This is a genomic window from Streptomyces eurocidicus (assembly GCF_002891295.1).
In the GTDB taxonomy this organism is placed as follows: domain Bacteria; phylum Actinomycetota; class Actinomycetes; order Streptomycetales; family Streptomycetaceae; genus Streptomyces; species Streptomyces eurocidicus.
In genome coordinates this window covers 107,938-125,980 of sequence record NZ_LGUI01000013.1, presented here as the reverse complement: position 1 = coordinate 125,980, position 18,043 = coordinate 107,938, and the positions used below count along the sequence as shown (strand labels likewise).

The window sequence follows — 18,043 nt, the reverse complement described above, 5'->3', positions numbered from 1 at the left end:
GCTTCCGGTCAAGGGGCGGTCGGGTGCGCCGGTCAGCAGGCGCCGAGGTCCTGCCACACCCCCCATTCGCCGGTGGTGCCGGGCTCGTCGCCCTGGGTCCACCATCTGGCCTTCCAGGAGTGCGACTTCCAGGAGACGGTGGCGCCGCCGTTGTAGACGCCGCCCTTGTCCCAGGACGGCGCGGTGCAGGCGCCGCCCGTCGGCGTCGAGGTGGGCGTGCCCGTCGGCGTTCCGGTCGGGGTCGGTGTGGCGCCGCCCGGCTCGACCACGGTCGTGCCACGCGCCAGGTCACCGGCGAGGGCGTAGGTCTTTCCCCCGAAGGTGACGGTCCAGTTGGACGGCGTCGAGGTCGGCAGGTAGTAGACGAAGTCGAGATCGGCCGAGGCACCGGGGGCGAGCGGCTGGGAGGCCGGCAGCTTCACCGAGACCCGGTTGTAGTCGCCCTTGAGACCCCCGACGTTGTTTCCCGCCGTGTGGTCGCTGCGGACGACCTTCAGCCCCCAGCCCGACTGGTCCTTGGCATTGCCCGGTGCGGAATTCGCGTAGTCGAACTGGAATTCCGCGCCGCCGGGGATGGTGGTCTTCGTCCGGTTGGTGAAGTGGACCTTCGGGTTGATGGGGTAGTTGCTGTCGCCCAGCGGGAAGCTGCCGAGGCTCACGTCGATGTCGATCGCCTGGGCGGGCAGTTCCGTGGTGGCCCGCCGGGCGCCGTAGGCGGGGGCCGCCTTGAACGCGTCGTACATCGTGGAGGTGAGGGTGGTGCCGGGCTCGTACTGGCCCTTGGCGGCGTTGTAGCCGTAGTCGCCCGCCAGTTCCCAGACCATCGTGCCGCCGAGCCCCTTGTCGACGACGTACTGCGCCTTGGCCTGCACGGACTGCTCGTCCTCGGTGGAGAGGAAGACCTTCTTCTCGGCGTTCCAGAGCCAGGGGGCCACCAGGGTGGCGTCGTACTTACGGGCGTAGGTGCCGGTCAGCTTGGTGCCGGCCGGGAATCCGTACTTCGTGGCGTAGTCCCCGACGACGCCCTTCTCCAGGTTCTTCGCGTGCCACATGGGGTTCGACCCGGCCGGGGACTCCTTGCCCGCGTCGTCCTGGTCGTGCCAGAGGTTGTCGATGCCGACCGCGCCGTCACCGCAGGTGGTCAGGCCCGAGCCGGCCGGGCAGGTGGTGGTCTTCGCGGTGCCCCAGAGGCCGTCGGTGCCGCCGGTGACGTTCTTCCAGCCGCGCGAGTAATAGGGCAGGCCGAGGTTGATCCGGCCGGGCGGCAGGGCGCCCCGGAAGTAGTGGTACGACCAGTCGCCGTTGAGATAGCCGATGCCGCCGTACTGCGCGGTGGAGTAGACGCCCCATTTGGCGAGCTCGGCGTCCTTGCCGTCGTCGTAGAGCGCGGCGTTCGGCCCCACGAATTCGTTCCAGGCGCCGTGCAGGTCGTAGGACATCACATTGACGTAGTCCAGGTACTTCGTCGTCTGGTACGTCTCCATGCCGCGCAGCAGATAGCCGGAGGAGGGGGCGGCGACGGAGAGGAGGTAGTGCTTGCCGTCCGCCGCGCCGGCGCGGTCCAGCTTTTCGCGCAGGGTCTTCATCAGCGCCGCGTACCCCTTGTTGAGGCCGCCGCGCCGGGCGTTGGCGAGCGCCCAGTCCTTGGGGTTGCCGGCGTCCTTCATCGACGTCGGGTATTCGTAGTCGATGTCGACGCCGTTGAATCCGTATTTCTTGACGAACGCGACGGCGGAGTCGGCGAAGGTGTCGATCCCGGCCTGGTTCACCGAGCCGTCGGCATTGGTCGCGGTCTTGTAGAAACCGCCGGAGTCGACGCGCTTGCCGTTCTCGTCGATGTAGCCGCCGGTCTCGGCCCAGCCGCCCACGGAGACGAGCGTCTTCACCTGCGGGTGCTGCTTCTTGAATTTGTTCAGCAGGTTGAAGTGGCCCTGATAGGGCAGCGCGGGGTCCATCTCGGCGCCCGCGACGCCCGGCCAGGTCATCCCGGTCGCGGGGTTCCCGGGGCCGTCCGCCCCGACGGAGATCTTGTCGTCGGATCCGACGTGCGCGAAGGCGTAGTTGAGGTGGGTGACCTTGTCCCAGGGGATGTCGGAGGCGAGGTAGGCGGGGGTGCCGTCCTTGCCGGTGCGCCAGCCGGTGAAGTAGCCGATGACGCGGCGCTGGTGATCGGCGCCCATCTTCTCGCGGCCGGCCGCGTCGTAGACGGAACAGTAGGGGACGTCGACACCGGGTGTGGTGTAGAGGCCGTCGGGGCGACAGGCGGACTGGTCCTCGGCGTGCGAGGCGGTCGCGGAGAGCGTGCCGAGGAGCAGCCCGGCGAGGGCGGTGCCGACGGCGGTGAGGGTGAGGCCGCGGCGGGATCTGCGGGCAGGTCCGGCGGGCGGGTGGTCGAGGGGTCTGTTTCCGGCCAACACGATCGGGTTCCTCCAGGTGGGGGGCTCGGTCGAGCGATGCGGGGGGTGGGTGCGTCGTGCCATGGCCAGGGTTCGCGCGTACCCGGGCCGTACTCCTCGGAGGTGTGGCAGAGGTTAAGAGGACTAGACCAGTGCGTCAATAGGTATGGACCAAAGTTCGAGCCGGGGTTTTCGGACAGGGGGCGCCCGGCCGTACCTCCCGGCCCATGTGCTCCCCGTGCCCCGTACGGCACCGGCCCGCCGGACCCTCTGATTCCGCCGAGCGCCTCCCTGACCCCCGCCGGACCCGTCCGCCCCACTCCGTCACATCACCGTGGACACCGCGCCGCCCCTCGGCGTACGCTCGGAGGCGCCTGACCAGTAGCAGCCCGGCAGTTTTCAAGGAACGCGCAGGTCAGGTGCCATGTAGCATGAATTGAGATCCATTTACGCAGCGCACTCCGGGGTCGGTGAAAGTCCGAACCGGCGGTTACAGTCCGCGACCCGTCCGCAGCCAGCGGTCGGTTGACCAGGTGAAACTCCTGGACCGACGGTTAAAGTCCGGATGGGAGGCAGTGCGCGGCGGGTAAGCGACGGCACACCGTTCCACAGGTGGCGGCCGCCCCGTCAAGGGGTGCGCTCCCTCCTCGGCCGCATTTTCCGGCCACCGGTGTCCCGGTCGTCCGCGTACCCGTCCCTTCGTCGTCCCGTACGACAGCCCCGGAGTCCGTGCCCGATGAGGCAGGAGGACCCGGTGGCCACCCGAGAGGGCACCCCCGAAGCAGAAGCGATGCGGCGCGCGATCGCGCTCGCCGCTCGTGCCCTCGGCTCCACCAGCCCCAACCCCGTCGTGGGCTGCGTCCTGCTCGACGCGCAGGGCCGCCCGGCGGGCGAGGGCTGGCACCACCGCGCCGGCACCCCGCACGCCGAGGTGAACGCCCTGCGCGACGCGGCCGACGCCGGACACGACGTCCGCGGTGGCACCGCCGTCGTCACCCTCGAACCCTGCAACCACACCGGCCGCACGGGCCCCTGTGCCCAGGCCCTCATCGCCGCCGGTATCGGCCGGGTCGTCTACGCCGTCGCCGACCCCACCCCCGACGCCACCGGAGGCGCGGCCACCCTGGCCGCGGCCGGGGTGGCCGTCGAGGGCGGGCTGCTGGCCGCCGAGGCCGCGGCCGGCAACGCCGCCTGGCTCACCTCGGCCGCCCTCGGCCGCCCCTTCGTGCTGTGGAAGTACGCCGCCACCCTCGACGGCCGCAGCGCCGCCGCCGACGGCACCAGCCGCTGGATCAGCTCCGCCGAGTCCCGCGCCGACGTCCACCGGCTGCGCGCCGAGGCCGACGCCGTCGTCGTAGGCTCCGGCACCCTGCGCGCCGACGACCCGCACCTGGCCGTGCGCGGCCCCCTCCTCGAAGAGGGGACCGTCACCCAGCCGCTGCGCGTCGTCGTCGACACCCACGCCTCGATCCGGCCCGGCGCCCGGGTGCTCGACGACGCGGCGCCCACCCTGATCGCCGTCGGCGAGCACGCCGACACCGGCCATCTGACCGGCGCCGACGTCGTCCGGCTGCCCCAGGACGGCACCGGCCTCGACCTCACCGCCCTGCTCACCGAGCTCCACCGGCGCGGGGTCCGCTCCGTCCTGCTGGAGGGCGGCCCCACCCTCGCCGGCGCGTTCGTCGCCGCCGGCGCCGTCGACCGCGTCGTCGGCTATCTCGCCCCCGCCCTGCTCGGCGCGGGCCCCACCGCCCTCGGTGACGCCGGCGTCGCCACCCTCGCCCGTGCCCCGCGCCTGGACGTCACCGACGTCACCCGGCTCGGCCCCGACCTGCGGATCACCGCGGTCCCCACCACTTCCACCACCGCTCCTGAGGAGAACTGAACGTGTTCACCGGAATCGTCGAAGAATTGGGCGAGGTCGTCGCCGTCGACAACCGTGGCGACTCCTCGCTGTTCCGGCTCCGCGGCCCGCTCGTCACCGAGGGCGCCAAGCACGGCGACTCCATCGCCGTCAACGGCGTCTGCCTGACGGTCGTCGAGACCGCGGACGGGGAGTTCACGGCGGACGTGATGGCCGAGTCCCTCAAGCGCTCCAGCCTCGGGGCCCTCGTCCCCGGCTCCCGCGTCAACCTCGAACGCCCCATGGCGCTCGGCGGCCGCCTCGGCGGCCACCTCGTCCAGGGCCATGTGGACGGCACCGGCACCATCCTGGAGCGGGTGCCCGGCGAGCACTGGGAGATCGTGAAGATCGCCCTTCCCGCCGCCCTGCGCCGCTACGTCGTGGACAAGGGCTCCATCACGGTCGACGGCATCAGCCTCACGGTCGTCGAGGCCGGCCAGGACTTCTTCACCGTCAGCCTCATCCCCACCACGCTCCAGCTGACCACCCTCGGGGTGAAGCGGGTCGGCGACCCGGTCAACCTCGAGGTCGACGTCCTCGCCAAGTACGTCGAGCGGCTGCTCGCCGACGGCGTCGTCCGGGGCACCGGGGAGCCGGTCGCATGAGCGCCCCGACCTGGCTCAACAGCGAGGCGTTCGCCGCCTTCGGGCAGCACGTCATCTGGTCCGACATGATCGGCAACAGCGTCGGTCTGGTCGCCCTGGCCCTCGGCTGGCGGCGCTCCATATGGACCTGGCCCGCGCAGTTCCTCTCCGGCGTGATCCTCGTCGCCGCCTACGCCTCCGCGCACCTCAGCGGCGGCATCGGCAAGCAGCTCCTGGTCATCGGCGTTGCGGTGTGGGGCTGGCGGCAGTGGCACCGCGGCCGGCGCGAGGCGCAGGACGGCTCCATCGCCGTCCGCTTCGCCACCTGGCGCGAGCGCCTCACCCTGCTCGGGGGCACCGCCGTCGGCACCCTCGCCGTCGGCGCCCTGTTCACGGCCGTGCCGGAGCTGTCCTGGAACCCCTGGCCGGACGCCTACATCTTCGTCGGCACCCTCGCCGCGATGGTCGCCCAGGCCCGCGGTTTCGTCGAGTTCTGGTTCGCCTGGCTGCTGGTGGACATCGTCGGCGTCCCCCTCGCCTTCACCAGCGGACTGGCCTTCTCCGGCCTTGTCTACGTCATCTATCTCGCCCTCGTCCTGTGGGGCCTGCGCGACTGGTGGCTGCGCTCCCGTTCGGGCGCCGCGTCCGCCTCCGGCGGGGAGGCGGTACTCGTGACCGTAGTGCGTCAAACCGATGTGACCGTTGCCCGCCAGATCGAACAGCCGCGAGTCGTCCAGCCGTGAACAGCCTGCCGACGTTCCGCGCCGCCGGAGAAAGCACAGAAGGAGAATCTGCGATGACCGCCTTGGAGAGCTGGTTCACGGCCGAGGACTTCACCCTCGACCCGGTCGAGCGCGCCATCGCCGACATCGCGGCCGGCCGGCCCGTCGTCGTCGTGGACGACGAGGACCGGGAGAACGAGGGCGACCTCGTCGTCGCCGCCGAGAAGGTCACCACCGAGATCGTGGCCTTCATGATGAGCGAGTGCCGCGGCCTGATCTGCGTGCCGCTGGAGGAGCCGGACATCACCCGGCTCGACCTGCCGCAGATGGTCGAGCACAACACCGAGTCGATGCGCACCGCCTTCACCGTCTCGGTCGACGCCACCCGCGCCCACGGCACCGGGACGGGCATCTCCGCCGCCGACCGCGCCACCACCATCCGGCTGCTCGCCGATCCCACCACGGCCCCCGGCGACTTCGTCCGCCCCGGCCATGTCTTCCCGCTGCGCGCCAAGCCCGGCGGGGTGCTCGTCCGCGACGGCCACACCGAGGCCGGGGTGGACCTCGCCCGGCTCGCCGGGCTGCGGCCCGCCGCCGCGATCGTGGAGATCGCGGGCGAGGACGGCACGATGCTGCGGCTGCCCGAGCTGATCCCCTTCGCCCGGAAGCACGGCCTGTCGATCATCTCCATCGAGGACCTGATCGCCTACCGCCGCTCGGCCGAGCCCACCGTCCGCCGGGAGGCCGTCACCCGGCTGCCCACCGCCTTCGGCGACTTCCGCGCCCACGGCTACCGTTCGACGGTGGACGGCGTGGAGCACATCGCCCTGGTCGCCGGCGACCTCGGCGACGGCGAGGACGTCCTGGTGCGCGTCCACTCCGAGTGCCTGACCGGCGACGTCTTCGCCTCCCAGCGCTGCGACTGCGGCCCGCAGCTGCACGCCTCCCTGGAGCGGATCGCCGCCGAGGGCCGCGGCGTCGTCCTCTACCTCCGGGGCCACGAGGGCCGCGGCATCGGCCTGCTGCCCAAGCTGCGCGCCTACGAACTCCAGGAGGAGGGCCGCGACACGCTCGACGCCAACCTCGAACTCGGCCTCCCGGCGGACGGCCGCGACTACGCCGCGGGCGCCCGGATCCTCGCCGACCTCGGCGTCCGTTCGCTGCGGCTGATGACCAACAACCCCGACAAGACCGCCGCCCTCACCCGGCACGGGCTCAAGGTCACCGGCCGGGAGCCGATGCCTGTACAGGCGGGCGAGCACAACCTCCGCTATCTGCGCACCAAGCGCGACCGGATGGGTCACGACCTGCCCTGGCTCGACACCGACCCGGTGTCCCCCTGCGCCAACCAGTGATCCACCCCAGAACCCCCCTCCGGGGTCGGACCCCGGAACCCGGACGAACCACCCGAGGAGAAACGTGAGCGGCAAGGGCGCCCCCGAGCTGAGTGTGCGGAACTGTCAGGACCTGCGCGTGGCCGTGATCGCGGCGCAGTGGCACGAGAAGGTGATGGACGGCCTCGTCGACGGCGCCCTGCGGGCCCTGCACGACCTCGGCATCGACGAGCCGACCCTGCTCCGCGTCCCCGGCAGCTGGGAGCTGCCGGTCGTGGCCAAGGTCCTGGCCGGCCGGGGGTACGACGCGATCGTCGCCCTCGGCGTCGTCATCCGCGGCGGCACCCCGCACTTCGAGTACGTGTGCCATGGCGTGACCCAGGGCCTCACCCAGGTCTCCGCCGACACCGGCGTCCCCGTCGGCTTCGGCGTCCTCACGTGCGACACCGAGGAGCAGGCCCTGGACCGCGCCGGGCTGGAGGGCTCGGCCGAGGACAAGGGCCACGAGGCCGTCACCGCCGCCGTCGCCACGGCCGTCATCCTGCGCTCCGTGTCGGAGCCCTGGCACTGACCGGCGGACCGGACCCCGTAGGGTAGGACCACCATGTCCAAGAAGACGTTCGAGGAGCTGTTCACCGAGCTCCAGCAGAAGGCCGCCTCCGGCGACCCCGCCACCTCCCGCACCGCCGAACTGGTGGGCAAGGGGGTGCACGCCATCGGCAAGAAGGTGGTCGAGGAGGCCGCCGAGGTGTGGATGGCCGCCGAGTACGAGGGCGCCGACGCCACCGCCGAGGAGATCTCCCAGCTCCTCTACCACGTTCAGCTGATGATGGTCGCCCGGGGGATCTCCCTCGACGACGTATACGCTCATCTGTAGCCCGCAGGGCGATTCGCACCCCGCGAATGCCCTGCGGACCCCACAGAAGCACCCGCATCACAGACGACACGCATCACCGATAAAGGAAGAAGCAAAACTCATGCTGCGCATCGCCGTTCCCAACAAGGGTTCTCTCTCCGAGCCTGCGTCGGCGATGCTCCATGAGGCCGGCTACCGCCAGCGCAAGGACCGCAGGGAACTGGTCCTCGTCGACTCGGCCAACGACGTCGAGTTCTTCTTCCTGCGCCCGCGCGACATCGCGGTCTATGTCGGCTCCGGCAAGCTCGACATCGGCATCACCGGCCGCGACCTGCTGCTGGACTCCGGCTCCCGGGCCGAGGAGATCATGCAGCTCGGCTTCGCCGGGTCGACGTTCCGCTACGCCACCCGGCCGGGCACCGCGAAGGGCGTCGGCGACTTCGGCGGCATGACCATCGCGACCTCGTTCTCCGGCCTGGTCACCAAGCACCTCGCCGACCACGGCGTCGACGCCTCCGTCGTCCACCTCGACGGCGCCGTCGAGACGGCCATCCAGCTCGGCGTCGCCGAGATCATCGCGGATGTCGTCGAGACCGGCACCACCCTGCGCAACGCCGGTCTGGAGATCATCGGCGAGCCGATCCTGGAGTCCGAGGCGGTCGTCATCCGCCGCGCCGGCGCCCCCGTCGACGACCCCAAGGTCCAGCAGTTCCTCCGCCGGATGCAGGGCGTCCTGGTCGCCCGGCGCTACGTGATGATGGACTACGACATCCGCGTCGAGCACGTCGAGCGCGCCGTCTCCCTCACCCCCGGCCTGGAGTCGCCCACCGTCTCCCCGCTGCACCACGAGGGCTGGGTCGCCGTCCGCTCGATGGTCCCCGCCCAGGACGCCCAGCGCATCATGGACGAGCTCTACGAGCTGGGCGCGCGGGCCATCCTCACCACCGGCATCCACGCCTGCCGCCTCTGACGGCCCGAAGGAACGTACGACGTGTCCACGCCCCAGCCCCCGGCCGGCCTGCCCGAGCTGCCCGTCACCTTCCGGCCCACCCGCACCCGGATCGTGCTGCTGTCCCTCGGCGCCGCGCTCCTCGCCGTGCTCACGGTGGTGTCCCTGACCCTCTCCACCCTGACCGGCGGGGACCGGGCCACCTTCATCGGCACCGGGCTGCTGTTCTTCGCGGGGCTCGCGGTGCTCAGCCGCCCCAAGGTCGTCGCCTCCGAGGAGGGCGTCACCGTCGTGAACCTGGCGACGACCCGGCGGCTCGCCTGGGCCCAGGTCGTCCGGGTCAACCTGCGCGCCGGTGACGCCTGGGTCCACCTCGACCTCTCGGACGGCACCAGCCTGCCGGCCATGGGCATCCAGCCGGGCGTCGCCAAGGAGCAGGCCATCGCCGACGCCCGTGCGCTGCGCGCGCTGGCCGAGGCACACGGCACGGGCACCTCCACGACCTGAGGCGCCCGTCACCCCCCGCGCGGCATCTCCTTGATTACTCTGGTGCCACGGGCACACGCCGTGCCCCGCCCCGCACCGCAGCGGCCCCGTGCACCACGGCCGCGCGGGGCACCTGCGAACCGAGGAGTGACTCCCTCCGGCAATGGACGGATCGTCCTGCAGTACCCGCGCCGCCGCCCACCGTGACGAGGCGGCGGCATGAGTGTCACCGTGTCCCTGCTGCTCCTCGCGGCAGCCCTGCTCCTCATCCTGGCGAACGGCTTCTTCGTCGCCGCCGAGTTCGGCCTGGTGACCGTCGAGAAGCCGGAGGCCGAACGGGCCGCGGCCGACGGCGACCGCCGCGCCCGCACCGTCGTCGCCTCCCTGCGCGAGCTCTCCTTCCAGCTCTCGGGCACCCAACTGGGCATCACCCTCACCTCCTTGGTGGTCGGCATGCTCGCCGAGCCCGCCCTGGGCCACCTGCTCACCGGCCCGCTGGCCGGGGCCGGCGTCCCCGGGGGCGTCGCGCCCGGCGCCGCCGTGGTCACCGGCATGCTGGTCGCCTCCGCCGTCCAGATGGTCGTCGGCGAGCTGGTGCCCAAGAACTGGGCGGTCTCCCGGCCCCTCCAGGTCGCGCGCTTCGTCGCCGGTCCCCAGCACGCCTTCGCCCACCTCTTCCGCCCCGTGATCACCGCGCTGAACGCGGTGGCCAACCGGCTGGTGCGGGCCATGGGCGTCGAGCCCGCCGAGGAGCTGGCCTCCGCCCGCACCCCCGGCGAACTCGTCTCCCTCGCCCGGCACTCGGCCCGGGCCGGCGCCCTGGAGCAGGACACCGCCGACCTGTTCGTACGGACCCTCTCGCTCGGCGAACTGACCGCCCAGCATGTGATGACCCCCCGGGTGAAGGTCAGCGCCCTCCAGTCGTCCGCGACCGCCGAGGACGTCCTCAACCTCACCCGGGCCACCGGCCTCTCCCGTTTCCCGGTGTACCACGAGCGCCTGGACGAGGTCGTCGGCGTGGTCCACCTCAAGGCGGCCCTCGCCGTCCCCGGCCCCGACCGGCTGCGCACACCCGTCGGCCGGATCGCCGTCGCCCCGATGCTCGTCCCCGGGACGCTGCCCGTGCAGCCGCTGCTGGAGCAGCTGCGCAACGAGCAGCCGATAGCCGTCGTCGTCGACGAGTACGGCGGCACGGCCGGGGTGGTGACCCTGGAGGACATCGTCGAGGAGCTCGTCGGCGAGGTCCGCGACGAGCACGACGCCCTGGAGGCCGGCCGGCCCGAACTGGCCCCCGTGGCCTGCGAGGACGGCCGCTCCGTGTGGGACGCCGACGGCGGCTGCCGGGTGGACGTCCTGCGCCGCGTGGGGCTGGACGCGCCCGACGGCCCGTACGAGACCGTGGCCGGGCTCGTCGCCGACCTCCTCGGCCGCATCCCCGTGCCCGGCGACACCGCCGAACTGCCCGGCTGGCGGCTCTCGGTGCGCCGGGTGGGTCACCACCGCGCCGAGCGGGTGCGGTTCGCCCGTACGGCTCCCCTCGCCGCCGCCGGCGCGGTCGGGGGGGAGACGCGATGAGCTTCCTGCAACTCCTCTTCGCCCTCGTGCTGGTGCTCGCCAACGGCTTCTTCGTCGGCGCCGAGTTCGCGCTCGTCTCCGTGCGGCGGAGCCAGATCGAGCCCCGGGCCGCGGAAGGCTCGGGCCGTGCCCGCACCGTCCTGACCGGGCTGGAGAACCTGCCGCAGATGATGGCGGCCGCCCAGTTCGGCATCACCGTCTGCTCCCTGACCCTGGGCGCGGTCGCCGAGCCGACCGTGGCCCGGCTGCTGGAGCCCGCCTTCCACGCGGTGGGGCTGCCGGCGGGGCTGATCCACCCCCTCGGCTATGTGATCGCCCTGGCGCTCGTGGTCTTCCTGCACCTGGTCATCGGTGAGATGGTGCCGAAGAACCTGGCGATGTCGGCGCCCGACCGGGCGGCGCTCTGGCTGGGCCCGGGGCTCGTCGCCTTCGCCCGGCTCTGCCGGCCGGTCACGGCGCTGCTCGGCGCCTGCGCGCACGGGGTGCTCCGGCTGTTCCGCGTCGAGCCCAAGGACGAGGTGGCGGCGGTCTTCACCAGCGAGCAGCTCAACCGCCTGGTGGCGGACTCCCGCCAGGCCGGGCTGCTGGAGCGGGCCGAGCAGGAGCGCCTGGAGGACGCCCTGGAGCTGGGCAGCCGCCCGGTCACCGACGTCCTGCTGGACCCCGCCACCCTGGTCACCGTCGACCCGTCCGTCACCCCCCGGCAGGTCGAGGAGCTGACGGTGCGGACCGGCTACTCCCGCTTCCCGGTGGCCGGCCCCGGCGGCGTCATCATGGGCTACCTCCATGTGAAGGACGTCCTGGACCTGGAGGATCGCGAGCGCGCCGTCCCGCAGCACATCTGGCGCCGCGTCGAGACCCTCCGGGCCGAACTGCCCCTGGACGACGCCCTCACCGTGATGCGGAGGGCCGCCGCGCACCTGGCGGCCGTCGCGGACGGGACCGGGCGGGTGCTGGGCCTGGTCGCCCTGGAGGACGTGCTGGAGATGCTGGTGGGTGAGGTGCGGGATCCTTCGCACCAAGTGGTCCCCACGGTGCGGGTCGCGGATCCCCGGCTGCCTCGGGAGGAGGCGATGGCGGGCTGAGCGGTCCGGCTGTGCCGGCGTGCGGGCGGTAGAGCTTTCCCCTAGCCGCCCCTTCCCGAATGTCCTCAAGCTCCCCCGGCTACCGCTGGGAGGTGCCCCCGGACGGGCTGAAATCAGCCCGTCCGGGGGCACCACCTGGGGCACCCCCAGCGGTAGCCGGGGGAGGTAGCCGGGGGAAGCTGAGGACACCGTCCGGCCGCGCGGAACGGGGCCCGGGGGCCGGCCCCCGGTTCGGAAGGGGCGGGTGGGAGCGCCCCTACGCCGGGTCCTGGGGATCCCGGGACCCCGGCTTCGGCGAGTTCCAGCCCGGCCCGGACAGCACCTCGCCGTACGCCTGCATCAGGTCCGGCAGCCGCAGCGTCGCCAGGTCGTCCCGCGTCAGTTCGCCCGGATACCCCGACAGCCGCAGATCGCGGTACGCGCAGCTCTTCTCGTACAGGGTGCGCAGGAAGCGGCCGTTGCCCAGCTCGTCGATCCAGCCCTGCTCGACCACATGGCCGCTGATGCTGCGCAGCTCCTCCAGCGCCTCGTCGTCCCATCGGTCGCCGTTCTCGCCCGCGAGCACCTCGCCGATGCTGGTGAGTTCGGCGGGGCGGTAGCTGGGGAAGTCGACCCGGGTGGTGAAACGGGAGCCCAGGCCGGGGTTGGTGGCGAGGAGGCGGTCCATGCCCTCGGGGTAGCCGGCCAGGATCACCACCAGCCGGTCGCGGTTGTCCTCGGCGCGCTTGAGCAGCACCTGGAGGGCCTCGTCGCCGTAGGCGTCGCCCTTGCTGTAGCCGGAGTTGGAGAGGCTGTACGCCTCGTCCACGAAGAGCACCCCGCCCAGCGCCGAGTCGATCAGCTCATTGGCCTTGACCGCCGTCTGACCCAGGAACTCGCCCACCAGATCGGCCCGCTGGGCCTCCACCAGATGGTCGCCGCCGAGCAGCCCGAGGGCGTAGAAGACCCGGCCGAGGATCCGCGCGACCGTCGTCTTGCCGGTGCCCGAGGGGCCGGAGAAGACGAAGTGACGCTTGGGGGGCTGTACGGGCAGTCCCTGGCCGGCCCGCAGCCGTGCCATGTGCAGTTGTGCCGACAGCGCCCGCACCTGCCGCTTCACCGGCTCCAGCCCCACCATCCGCTCCAGCTCCGAGAGCGCCCTGGCCAGCAGCACGGGGTCGGAGGGGCCCGGCGACGGAGGCTCGGCCGGGGCCTGCGCGGGGACCCGGGCCTTGCGGCGGACGTCGTCGCCGCCGGTCTGCGCGGGGCCGGTGGGCGCCGGGTCGGTCCCGGTCAGGACGCCGCGGCCGTCGAGGGAGCCGGGGGCGGCGGGGTCGGTGTCGCCCGCCGTGGTGTCGCCGGCGGGCGCGGGCTCCTGGCCGGCCGGGCCGCCGAGCGGCACCGGGGCGAGGCCCAGGTGGTCCTCCAGGCCGTCCCCCTCGGCGATGGCGGTGAGCCGGGCCGAGGTGTCCATGAAGGAGGGGTCCACCCGGTGCACCGCCCGGTAGAGGGGGAGGGCCGCGGCGCTCCGCCCGGTGCCCTCATGGGCGCGGGCCAGCCAGTAGCGCAGCTCCTTGCGCTGCGGCTGCTCGCTGCGGCACCGCATCAGCGCGGCGGCCAGCAGCGGCTCGGCCTGTCCGTACATCTCCAGCCGGACCCTGGCCATGCCGCCGAACAGCCCCGCCTCGATGCCGAGCAGCGGGTCGTCCAGCAACGGTTCGGTGTGGCGTACGAGCTGTTCCCAGTCCTTCACCAGATAGGCGCGGCAGGCGTGCAGGAAGCGCGCCTGGAGATCGGTCTCGGCGGGCGGGCAGCCGGCCAGGGCCCGGTCCAGCTCCGGCACATGGCGGCCGTCGAGCCAGTGCGAGGCGTGCGCCAGCAGCAGGTCGCGGCCGCTCTCCAGGACGGGCTGCACCCACCAGCCCAGCCAGTACCAGGAATTGAGGGTCCGCCGGTGGCGGGCGCGCTGTTCGCCGAAGCGGTCCCGGTGGCGGTACATGCGCAGCAGCGCGGTCGTGGTGTCGGCGCGCAGCGCGTGCAGCCCGAGCCAGGCGTCCGCCATCCCCGGGTCGACCCGGACCGCCGCGCGGAACTCCTCCTCGGCCTGTGCGTACGCGCCCATGGTGTAGGCGTCGACGGCGCGCAGCCAGGCGAGATCGGCCGGGGCGGGTGGGCCCTGCATGCCGAAATCCATCACGTCCCCCACAAACCGTGCCCCCGTAGCGTGCTGCCGGGCTCGTGCCTGGCGCGCTTTTTGAACCGCTGTGCTGTGGACGGGAGTTGACCAGTGTGCTCGGTACACCCGCCGATGGGTGCACCGCTCGCATCGTACCTGCGTGGTCGGCATGGGCCGAAGGGTGCCGCACCGCTGTTCACGGCGGAAACGCGATCCCCGCAGGGCCGGTCCGGGGTCCGGAGGGCGGTCACCCTGGGTGAGGAGGGCCCGGGAGCAAAGCGCTCATACGGGAAAGGGGTGAGGGGAACGAAGCCCCCGATCACGGGGGAACAACCGGGGGCTTCGCGTCCACAGGCGGCCTTCACCGGCCGCACAATGAGAACGTAAGTCCTGTACGCCCCCTCGGTCAAGCGGAGTTGGCGCACTCGGCGGGGATCCGGCGCTGGGGTGCCTCCGACCTGCGGCTGTGTGGGGGCTGTGAGACGGCCGCCGGTCACCGAGAGTGAGGGTTGCGGGGGTTCAGGGCAGCTGCCGCGGGCCCGGCAGTACCTCGTACCCCTTTTCGCTCTGAAGAATCAGCAGTTCGGCGTACGGGCGCGTCGGGTCCCCGGCGAAGTGTTCGACCTCCGCTCGCTTCCAGCCGTCCCAGAATTCGGTCAGACCGGGCCCGTCACGGAGTTGACCCCTGGCCCAGGAGCTCTCGTACGCCAACTCCATCCACAGCAGGCACGCCAGATGGGGCCTCAGCGCCCGGCGTCCCGCGCCGACGCCCTCGACGAGCACGACGGGGGCGGCGGGCAGCTCACGCTCCTCGGTGAAGCGCCGTGCCACCCAGTCGTAGGCGCGGTAGCGCGCGGCCTCGCCGCGCGCGAAGGGCGAGAGGACGCCCTCGGCCATCCGCCCGACCCAGTCGAACAGCTCCTCGTGGGTCGCGAGGTCGTCCAGATGGAGGACGGGCGCGCCGCCCAGTGCCGCCGCCAGCCGGGCGCCGAAGGTCGTCTTCCCCGAACCGGCGTGCCCGTCCACGGCCACGAGCCGCACCGGCCCCAGCGACGGCGGCAGTGCCAGCAGCCGCCGGGCGAGGGCCGGCAGCGGGTCCGGGGGAGGATCCAGGGGGAACCGGGCGGAAGCGGGGCGGGGGGCGTTCACCGGCTCACCCTATGGCCGCTTCGGGGGCCGCCCGGTATTGGGGACGCGCCGTACGGGGAATCAGTGGCTCGCACCCGAACCCGGAGCGGGTCCCGAACCCGGCCCGGGTCCTTGAACCCGGGTACGGGGCCCGGACCCGCTTCCGGGCCGGACCCCGTACCCGACCCCTTACCGCCGACCGACTGGGGGACCACCGCCATGTCCAGCAGACCCACGCCCCGCCGCACCGTGCTCGCCGCAGCCCTCGGGGCCGCGGCGGCGGGCGGCGTGGCCTCCGCGTCCGTGCCCGCCTTCGCCGCCTCCCCGCCCTCGCCCTCCCCGTCCGCCTCCTCGTCGGCGGCCGCCTCCCCGTCCGCTTCCGCCGCCGCGCCCGGCGCGCGCTCCGCCGCCGTCGACAACCGCGCCTGGACCACCGCCGCGGACTGGCGCCAGGGCAGCGCCCACGGCACCCACGTCCACGCGGACAAGCGCCCCGGGCTGACCCTCGCCCGCCCCGTCGGCACCCTCGACTACACCGATCCGCACACCCGCGCCAAGACCGCCTGGGAGTACGCCACCTGGACCAGTCCGGTCCACCGGCTGCCCGTTCCCGCGAGCGAGATCATCGCCTCCTGGAACGCCCACGCCCCCTCCGGCACCTGGCTCCAGGTGGAGCTGCGCGGCACCTACACCGACCGCGCGACTACCCCGTGGTACGTCATGGGCCGGTGGACCGCGGGGGACGCGGCCGGCGACATCCGGCGGACGTCCGTCGACGGGCAGGGCGACGGGAAGAGCAGCGTCTCCACCGACACCCTGGCCGTCGACTCGCCCGCGACCGGCCCGCGCGTCGCCTCCTACGAGCTGCGCCTCACCCTTTACCGCAGGCCCGGTTCCACGCTGACGCCGACCGTGTGGCGGCTCGGCGCCATGGGGTCCGACATCCCCGACCGGTTCACCGTGCCGGCCTCGAAGCCGGGGTCCGGCGCCGGGCGCGAGCTGAAGGTGCCGCGCTTCTCGCAGGAGATCCACAAGGGGCAGTACCCGGAGTACGACAACGGCGGCGAGGCGTGGTGCAGCCCGACCTCCTCGCAGATGGTCATCGAGTACTGGGGCCGCCGGGCCACGCCCGAGGAGCTCGCCTGGGTCGACCCGGCCTTCGAGGACCCCCAGGTCTGCCACGCGGCCCGGTACACCTACGACTACCAGTACAAGGGCTGTGGGAACTGGCCGTTCAACGCCGCCTACGCCGCCACGTACCGCGAACTCCAGGGCCTGGTCACCCGGCTGGGCTCGCTGAACGACGTCGAGCGGCTCATCCGCGCGAAGATCCCGGTCATCACCTCCCAGTCGTTCCTCGCCGAAGAGCTCGACGGCGCGGGCTATGGCACGGCAGGCCACCTCATGTGTCTCATCGGATTCACCCGTAACGGTGATGTCGTGGCCAACGACCCGGCGAGCCCGACGGACGCCCAGGTCCGGCGCGTCTACCGGCGCCGTCAGTTCGAGAACATCTGGCTCAGGACCAAGCGCCACAACGCGCAGGGCCAGGTGCGGAGCGGCACGGGAGGCGTCTGCTACCTCTACCTCCCCGCCGACCCCGCCCCTGAGCAGCGCCGTGCGCTGAAGGAGCTCGGACTGCGCTGACGCCGGGTGCGGCGGCGCGGGGCGTCCCGGGATCGGCAGGGCCCGCCGGCCCCGGGACGCCCCGGGGCACGCCGGCCGCACGTTTTCCCCTCATGATCATTTATTGGCATGATTCGGCCGAGTGCCGCCGTCGCCCACCCTGGGGCGGGTGTGGCCGGTGAGGGGAACGGGAGAGATGCATCTCACGCGGGAAGGTGGTTTCGCCGCGCCCCGGGTGACGCACCCGCGGCGGACGGACACGAGTGAGCGACGGTATGCGGACCGTTGATTTCCGCTTGCACCTTCCATTCGAACGAACGATCAGTAGCCTCTGCTCCAATGCCCGCGCGATGAGCTGGAGCGACAGAGTGATCGAGCGTCCTACCTGGGCCCCTCCGGGCATCGACATCTCGGTGCCGAGCGTGTCCCGTATCTACGACTACTACCTGGGTGGTTCGCACAACTTCGAGGCCGACCGCGAGGCCGCACGGCGCGCCATGGTGGCCTTCCCGGGGATGCCGAAGATCATGCAGGCGAACCGGGCCTTCCTGCGGCGCGCCGTGCGCCACGCCGTCGGACAGGGCGTCACCCAGTTCCTCGACATCGGCTCCGGCATACCGACCTTCGGCAACGTCCATGAGATCGCACGCGCCGCGGACCCGGCCGCGCGCGTCGTCTACGTCGACCACGACCCGGTGGCCGTCGCCCACAGCCGGGCCGTCCTGGACGGCGACGCCCGTTCCGCCGTGGTGGCCGCGGACCTCCGGGAACCGCGGGCCGTCCTGGGCAGCGACGAGGTCACGGGCCTGCTCGACCTGGACCGGCCCGTGGCGCTGCTCCTCGTCGCCGTGCTCCACTTCACGCGGGACGAGGACGACCCCTGGGGCGCCGTGGCGGAACTGCGCGACGCGCTCGCCCCCGGGAGCCTGCTGGTCCTCACCCACGCGTCGACCGACACCGGCCCGATGAAGCCGGAGGAGGGCGAGGCCGTGGAGGGCGTCTACCGCAGGGCGGGTTCCCCGCTGCTCATGCGCTCGCGGGCCGAGGTGGCGCGCTTCTTCGACGGCTTCGAGATGGTCGAGCCGGGCCTGGTGTCCATGCCGGCCTGGCGCCCCGAACCGGTCACGGGCGGGTCGGCGCACCCGGACCGCCCGGCCGACGACCCCGCCATGCACGTGGGGTTCGCCGGCGTGGGGCGCAAGCCGTGACCCGCCCGACCGGAGGCGGTAGCCCGGGCGGACCGG

15 protein-coding genes and 1 riboswitch are annotated in these 18,043 nt (G+C 72.7%); of the genes, 12 read left to right on the top strand and 3 right to left on the bottom strand.

The window, feature by feature from the left end:
- Positions 1-32: 32 nt before the first annotated feature.
- Complete coding sequence (locus AF335_RS31260) at positions 33-2,417, bottom strand: chitinase C-terminal domain-containing protein (RefSeq protein ID WP_483409773.1); 2,385 nt, start codon at positions 2,415-2,417, stop codon at positions 33-35.
- Positions 2,418-2,848: 431 nt separating this feature from the next.
- Positions 2,849-2,979, top strand: a riboswitch (FMN riboswitch).
- 207 nt (positions 2,980-3,186) lie between these two features.
- Between AF335_RS31260 and ribD the strand changes: the two genes are divergently transcribed.
- The 10 genes from ribD to AF335_RS31210 all read left to right on the top strand — a co-directional run bounded on the left by ribD (position 3,187) and on the right by AF335_RS31210 (position 11,890).
- Positions 3,187-4,281, top strand: a complete 1,095-nt coding sequence (gene ribD, locus AF335_RS31255) for a bifunctional diaminohydroxyphosphoribosylaminopyrimidine deaminase/5-amino-6-(5-phosphoribosylamino)uracil reductase RibD (protein WP_184743129.1) — start codon at positions 3,187-3,189, stop codon at positions 4,279-4,281.
- 2 nt (positions 4,282-4,283) lie between these two features.
- Positions 4,284-4,904 carry a riboflavin synthase gene (locus tag AF335_RS31250; RefSeq protein ID WP_102921790.1) on the top strand — a complete coding sequence of 207 codons (621 nt, stop codon included), beginning with the start codon at positions 4,284-4,286 and terminating at the stop codon, positions 4,902-4,904.
- Positions 4,901-5,626: a nicotinamide mononucleotide transporter family protein gene (locus AF335_RS31245; protein WP_102921789.1), complete on the top strand. Its 726-nt coding sequence runs from the start codon at positions 4,901-4,903 to the stop codon at positions 5,624-5,626. Before AF335_RS31250 ends, AF335_RS31245 begins: the two co-directional genes overlap by 4 nt.
- Positions 5,627-5,679: 53 nt before the next feature.
- The gene (locus AF335_RS31240) at positions 5,680-6,960 is read left to right on the top strand and encodes a bifunctional 3,4-dihydroxy-2-butanone-4-phosphate synthase/GTP cyclohydrolase II (protein WP_102921788.1); all 1,281 of its coding nucleotides are present in this window, start codon (positions 5,680-5,682) and stop codon (positions 6,958-6,960) included.
- 64 nt (positions 6,961-7,024) lie between these two features.
- Positions 7,025-7,510, top strand: coding sequence for a 6,7-dimethyl-8-ribityllumazine synthase (gene ribH, locus AF335_RS31235; RefSeq protein ID WP_102921787.1), 486 nt, complete (start codon positions 7,025-7,027; stop codon positions 7,508-7,510).
- A 33-nt stretch (positions 7,511-7,543) separates the two neighbouring features.
- The gene (locus AF335_RS31230; RefSeq protein WP_102921786.1) at positions 7,544-7,816 is read left to right on the top strand and encodes a phosphoribosyl-ATP diphosphatase; all 273 of its coding nucleotides are present in this window, start codon (positions 7,544-7,546) and stop codon (positions 7,814-7,816) included.
- Between the two features lie 100 nt (positions 7,817-7,916).
- A complete protein-coding gene (gene hisG, locus AF335_RS31225) occupies positions 7,917-8,765 on the top strand; it encodes an ATP phosphoribosyltransferase (RefSeq protein WP_102921785.1) in 849 nt (282 codons plus the stop codon).
- 21 nt (positions 8,766-8,786) lie between these two features.
- The gene (locus AF335_RS31220; protein ID WP_102921784.1) at positions 8,787-9,251 is read left to right on the top strand and encodes a PH domain-containing protein; all 465 of its coding nucleotides are present in this window, start codon (positions 8,787-8,789) and stop codon (positions 9,249-9,251) included.
- 198 nt (positions 9,252-9,449) lie between these two features.
- Positions 9,450-10,805 carry a hemolysin family protein gene (locus AF335_RS31215; protein WP_102921783.1) on the top strand — a complete coding sequence of 452 codons (1,356 nt, stop codon included), beginning with the start codon at positions 9,450-9,452 and terminating at the stop codon, positions 10,803-10,805.
- On the top strand, positions 10,802-11,890 hold the full coding sequence (locus AF335_RS31210; RefSeq protein WP_102921782.1) for a hemolysin family protein: 1,089 nt from the start codon (positions 10,802-10,804) through the stop codon (positions 11,888-11,890). Before AF335_RS31215 ends, AF335_RS31210 begins: the two co-directional genes overlap by 4 nt.
- Before the next feature lie 256 nt (positions 11,891-12,146).
- Here the strand turns inward: AF335_RS31210 and AF335_RS31205 are convergent, their stop codons facing one another.
- Both AF335_RS31205 and AF335_RS31200 read right to left on the bottom strand, forming a co-directional pair.
- A complete protein-coding gene (locus AF335_RS31205; protein WP_102921932.1) occupies positions 12,147-14,063 on the bottom strand; it encodes an AAA family ATPase in 1,917 nt (638 codons plus the stop codon).
- A 501-nt stretch (positions 14,064-14,564) separates the two neighbouring features.
- The gene (locus AF335_RS31200; protein ID WP_376697794.1) at positions 14,565-15,194 is read right to left on the bottom strand and encodes a uridine kinase family protein; all 630 of its coding nucleotides are present in this window, start codon (positions 15,192-15,194) and stop codon (positions 14,565-14,567) included.
- A gap of 198 nt (positions 15,195-15,392) precedes the next feature.
- On the opposite strand from AF335_RS31200, the gene AF335_RS31195 reads away from it, so the two are divergent.
- Positions 15,393-16,820 (top strand): peptidase C39 family protein, encoded by a 1,428-nt coding sequence (locus AF335_RS31195; RefSeq protein ID WP_102921781.1) that lies wholly within the window; start codon positions 15,393-15,395, stop codon positions 16,818-16,820.
- A gap of 350 nt (positions 16,821-17,170) precedes the next feature.
- Positions 17,171-18,007, top strand: a complete 837-nt coding sequence (locus AF335_RS31190; RefSeq protein WP_102921930.1) for an SAM-dependent methyltransferase — start codon at positions 17,171-17,173, stop codon at positions 18,005-18,007.
- Positions 18,008-18,043 lie beyond the last annotated feature (36 nt).

What these genes read in the sequence shown, in the direction of transcription:
- ribD (WP_184743129.1), top strand. Translation starts at nt 3,187, where the DNA reads ATGCGGCGCGCGATCGCGCTCGCCGCTCGTGCCCTCGGCTCCACCAGC.
- AF335_RS31245 (WP_102921789.1), top strand. Translation starts at nt 4,901, where the DNA reads ATGAGCGCCCCGACCTGGCTCAACAGCGAGGCGTTCGCCGCCTTCGGG.
- AF335_RS31240 (WP_102921788.1), top strand. Translation starts at nt 5,680, where the DNA reads ATGACCGCCTTGGAGAGCTGGTTCACGGCCGAGGACTTCACCCTCGAC.
- AF335_RS31230 (WP_102921786.1), top strand. Translation starts at nt 7,544, where the DNA reads ATGTCCAAGAAGACGTTCGAGGAGCTGTTCACCGAGCTCCAGCAGAAG.
- hisG (WP_102921785.1), top strand. Translation starts at nt 7,917, where the DNA reads ATGCTGCGCATCGCCGTTCCCAACAAGGGTTCTCTCTCCGAGCCTGCG.
- AF335_RS31215 (WP_102921783.1), top strand. Translation starts at nt 9,450, where the DNA reads ATGAGTGTCACCGTGTCCCTGCTGCTCCTCGCGGCAGCCCTGCTCCTC.
- AF335_RS31210 (WP_102921782.1), top strand. Translation starts at nt 10,802, where the DNA reads ATGAGCTTCCTGCAACTCCTCTTCGCCCTCGTGCTGGTGCTCGCCAAC.
- AF335_RS31205 (WP_102921932.1), bottom strand. Translation starts at nt 14,063, where the DNA reads ATGGATTTCGGCATGCAGGGCCCACCCGCCCCGGCCGATCTCGCCTGG.
- AF335_RS31195 (WP_102921781.1), top strand. Translation starts at nt 15,393, where the DNA reads ATGTCCAGCAGACCCACGCCCCGCCGCACCGTGCTCGCCGCAGCCCTC.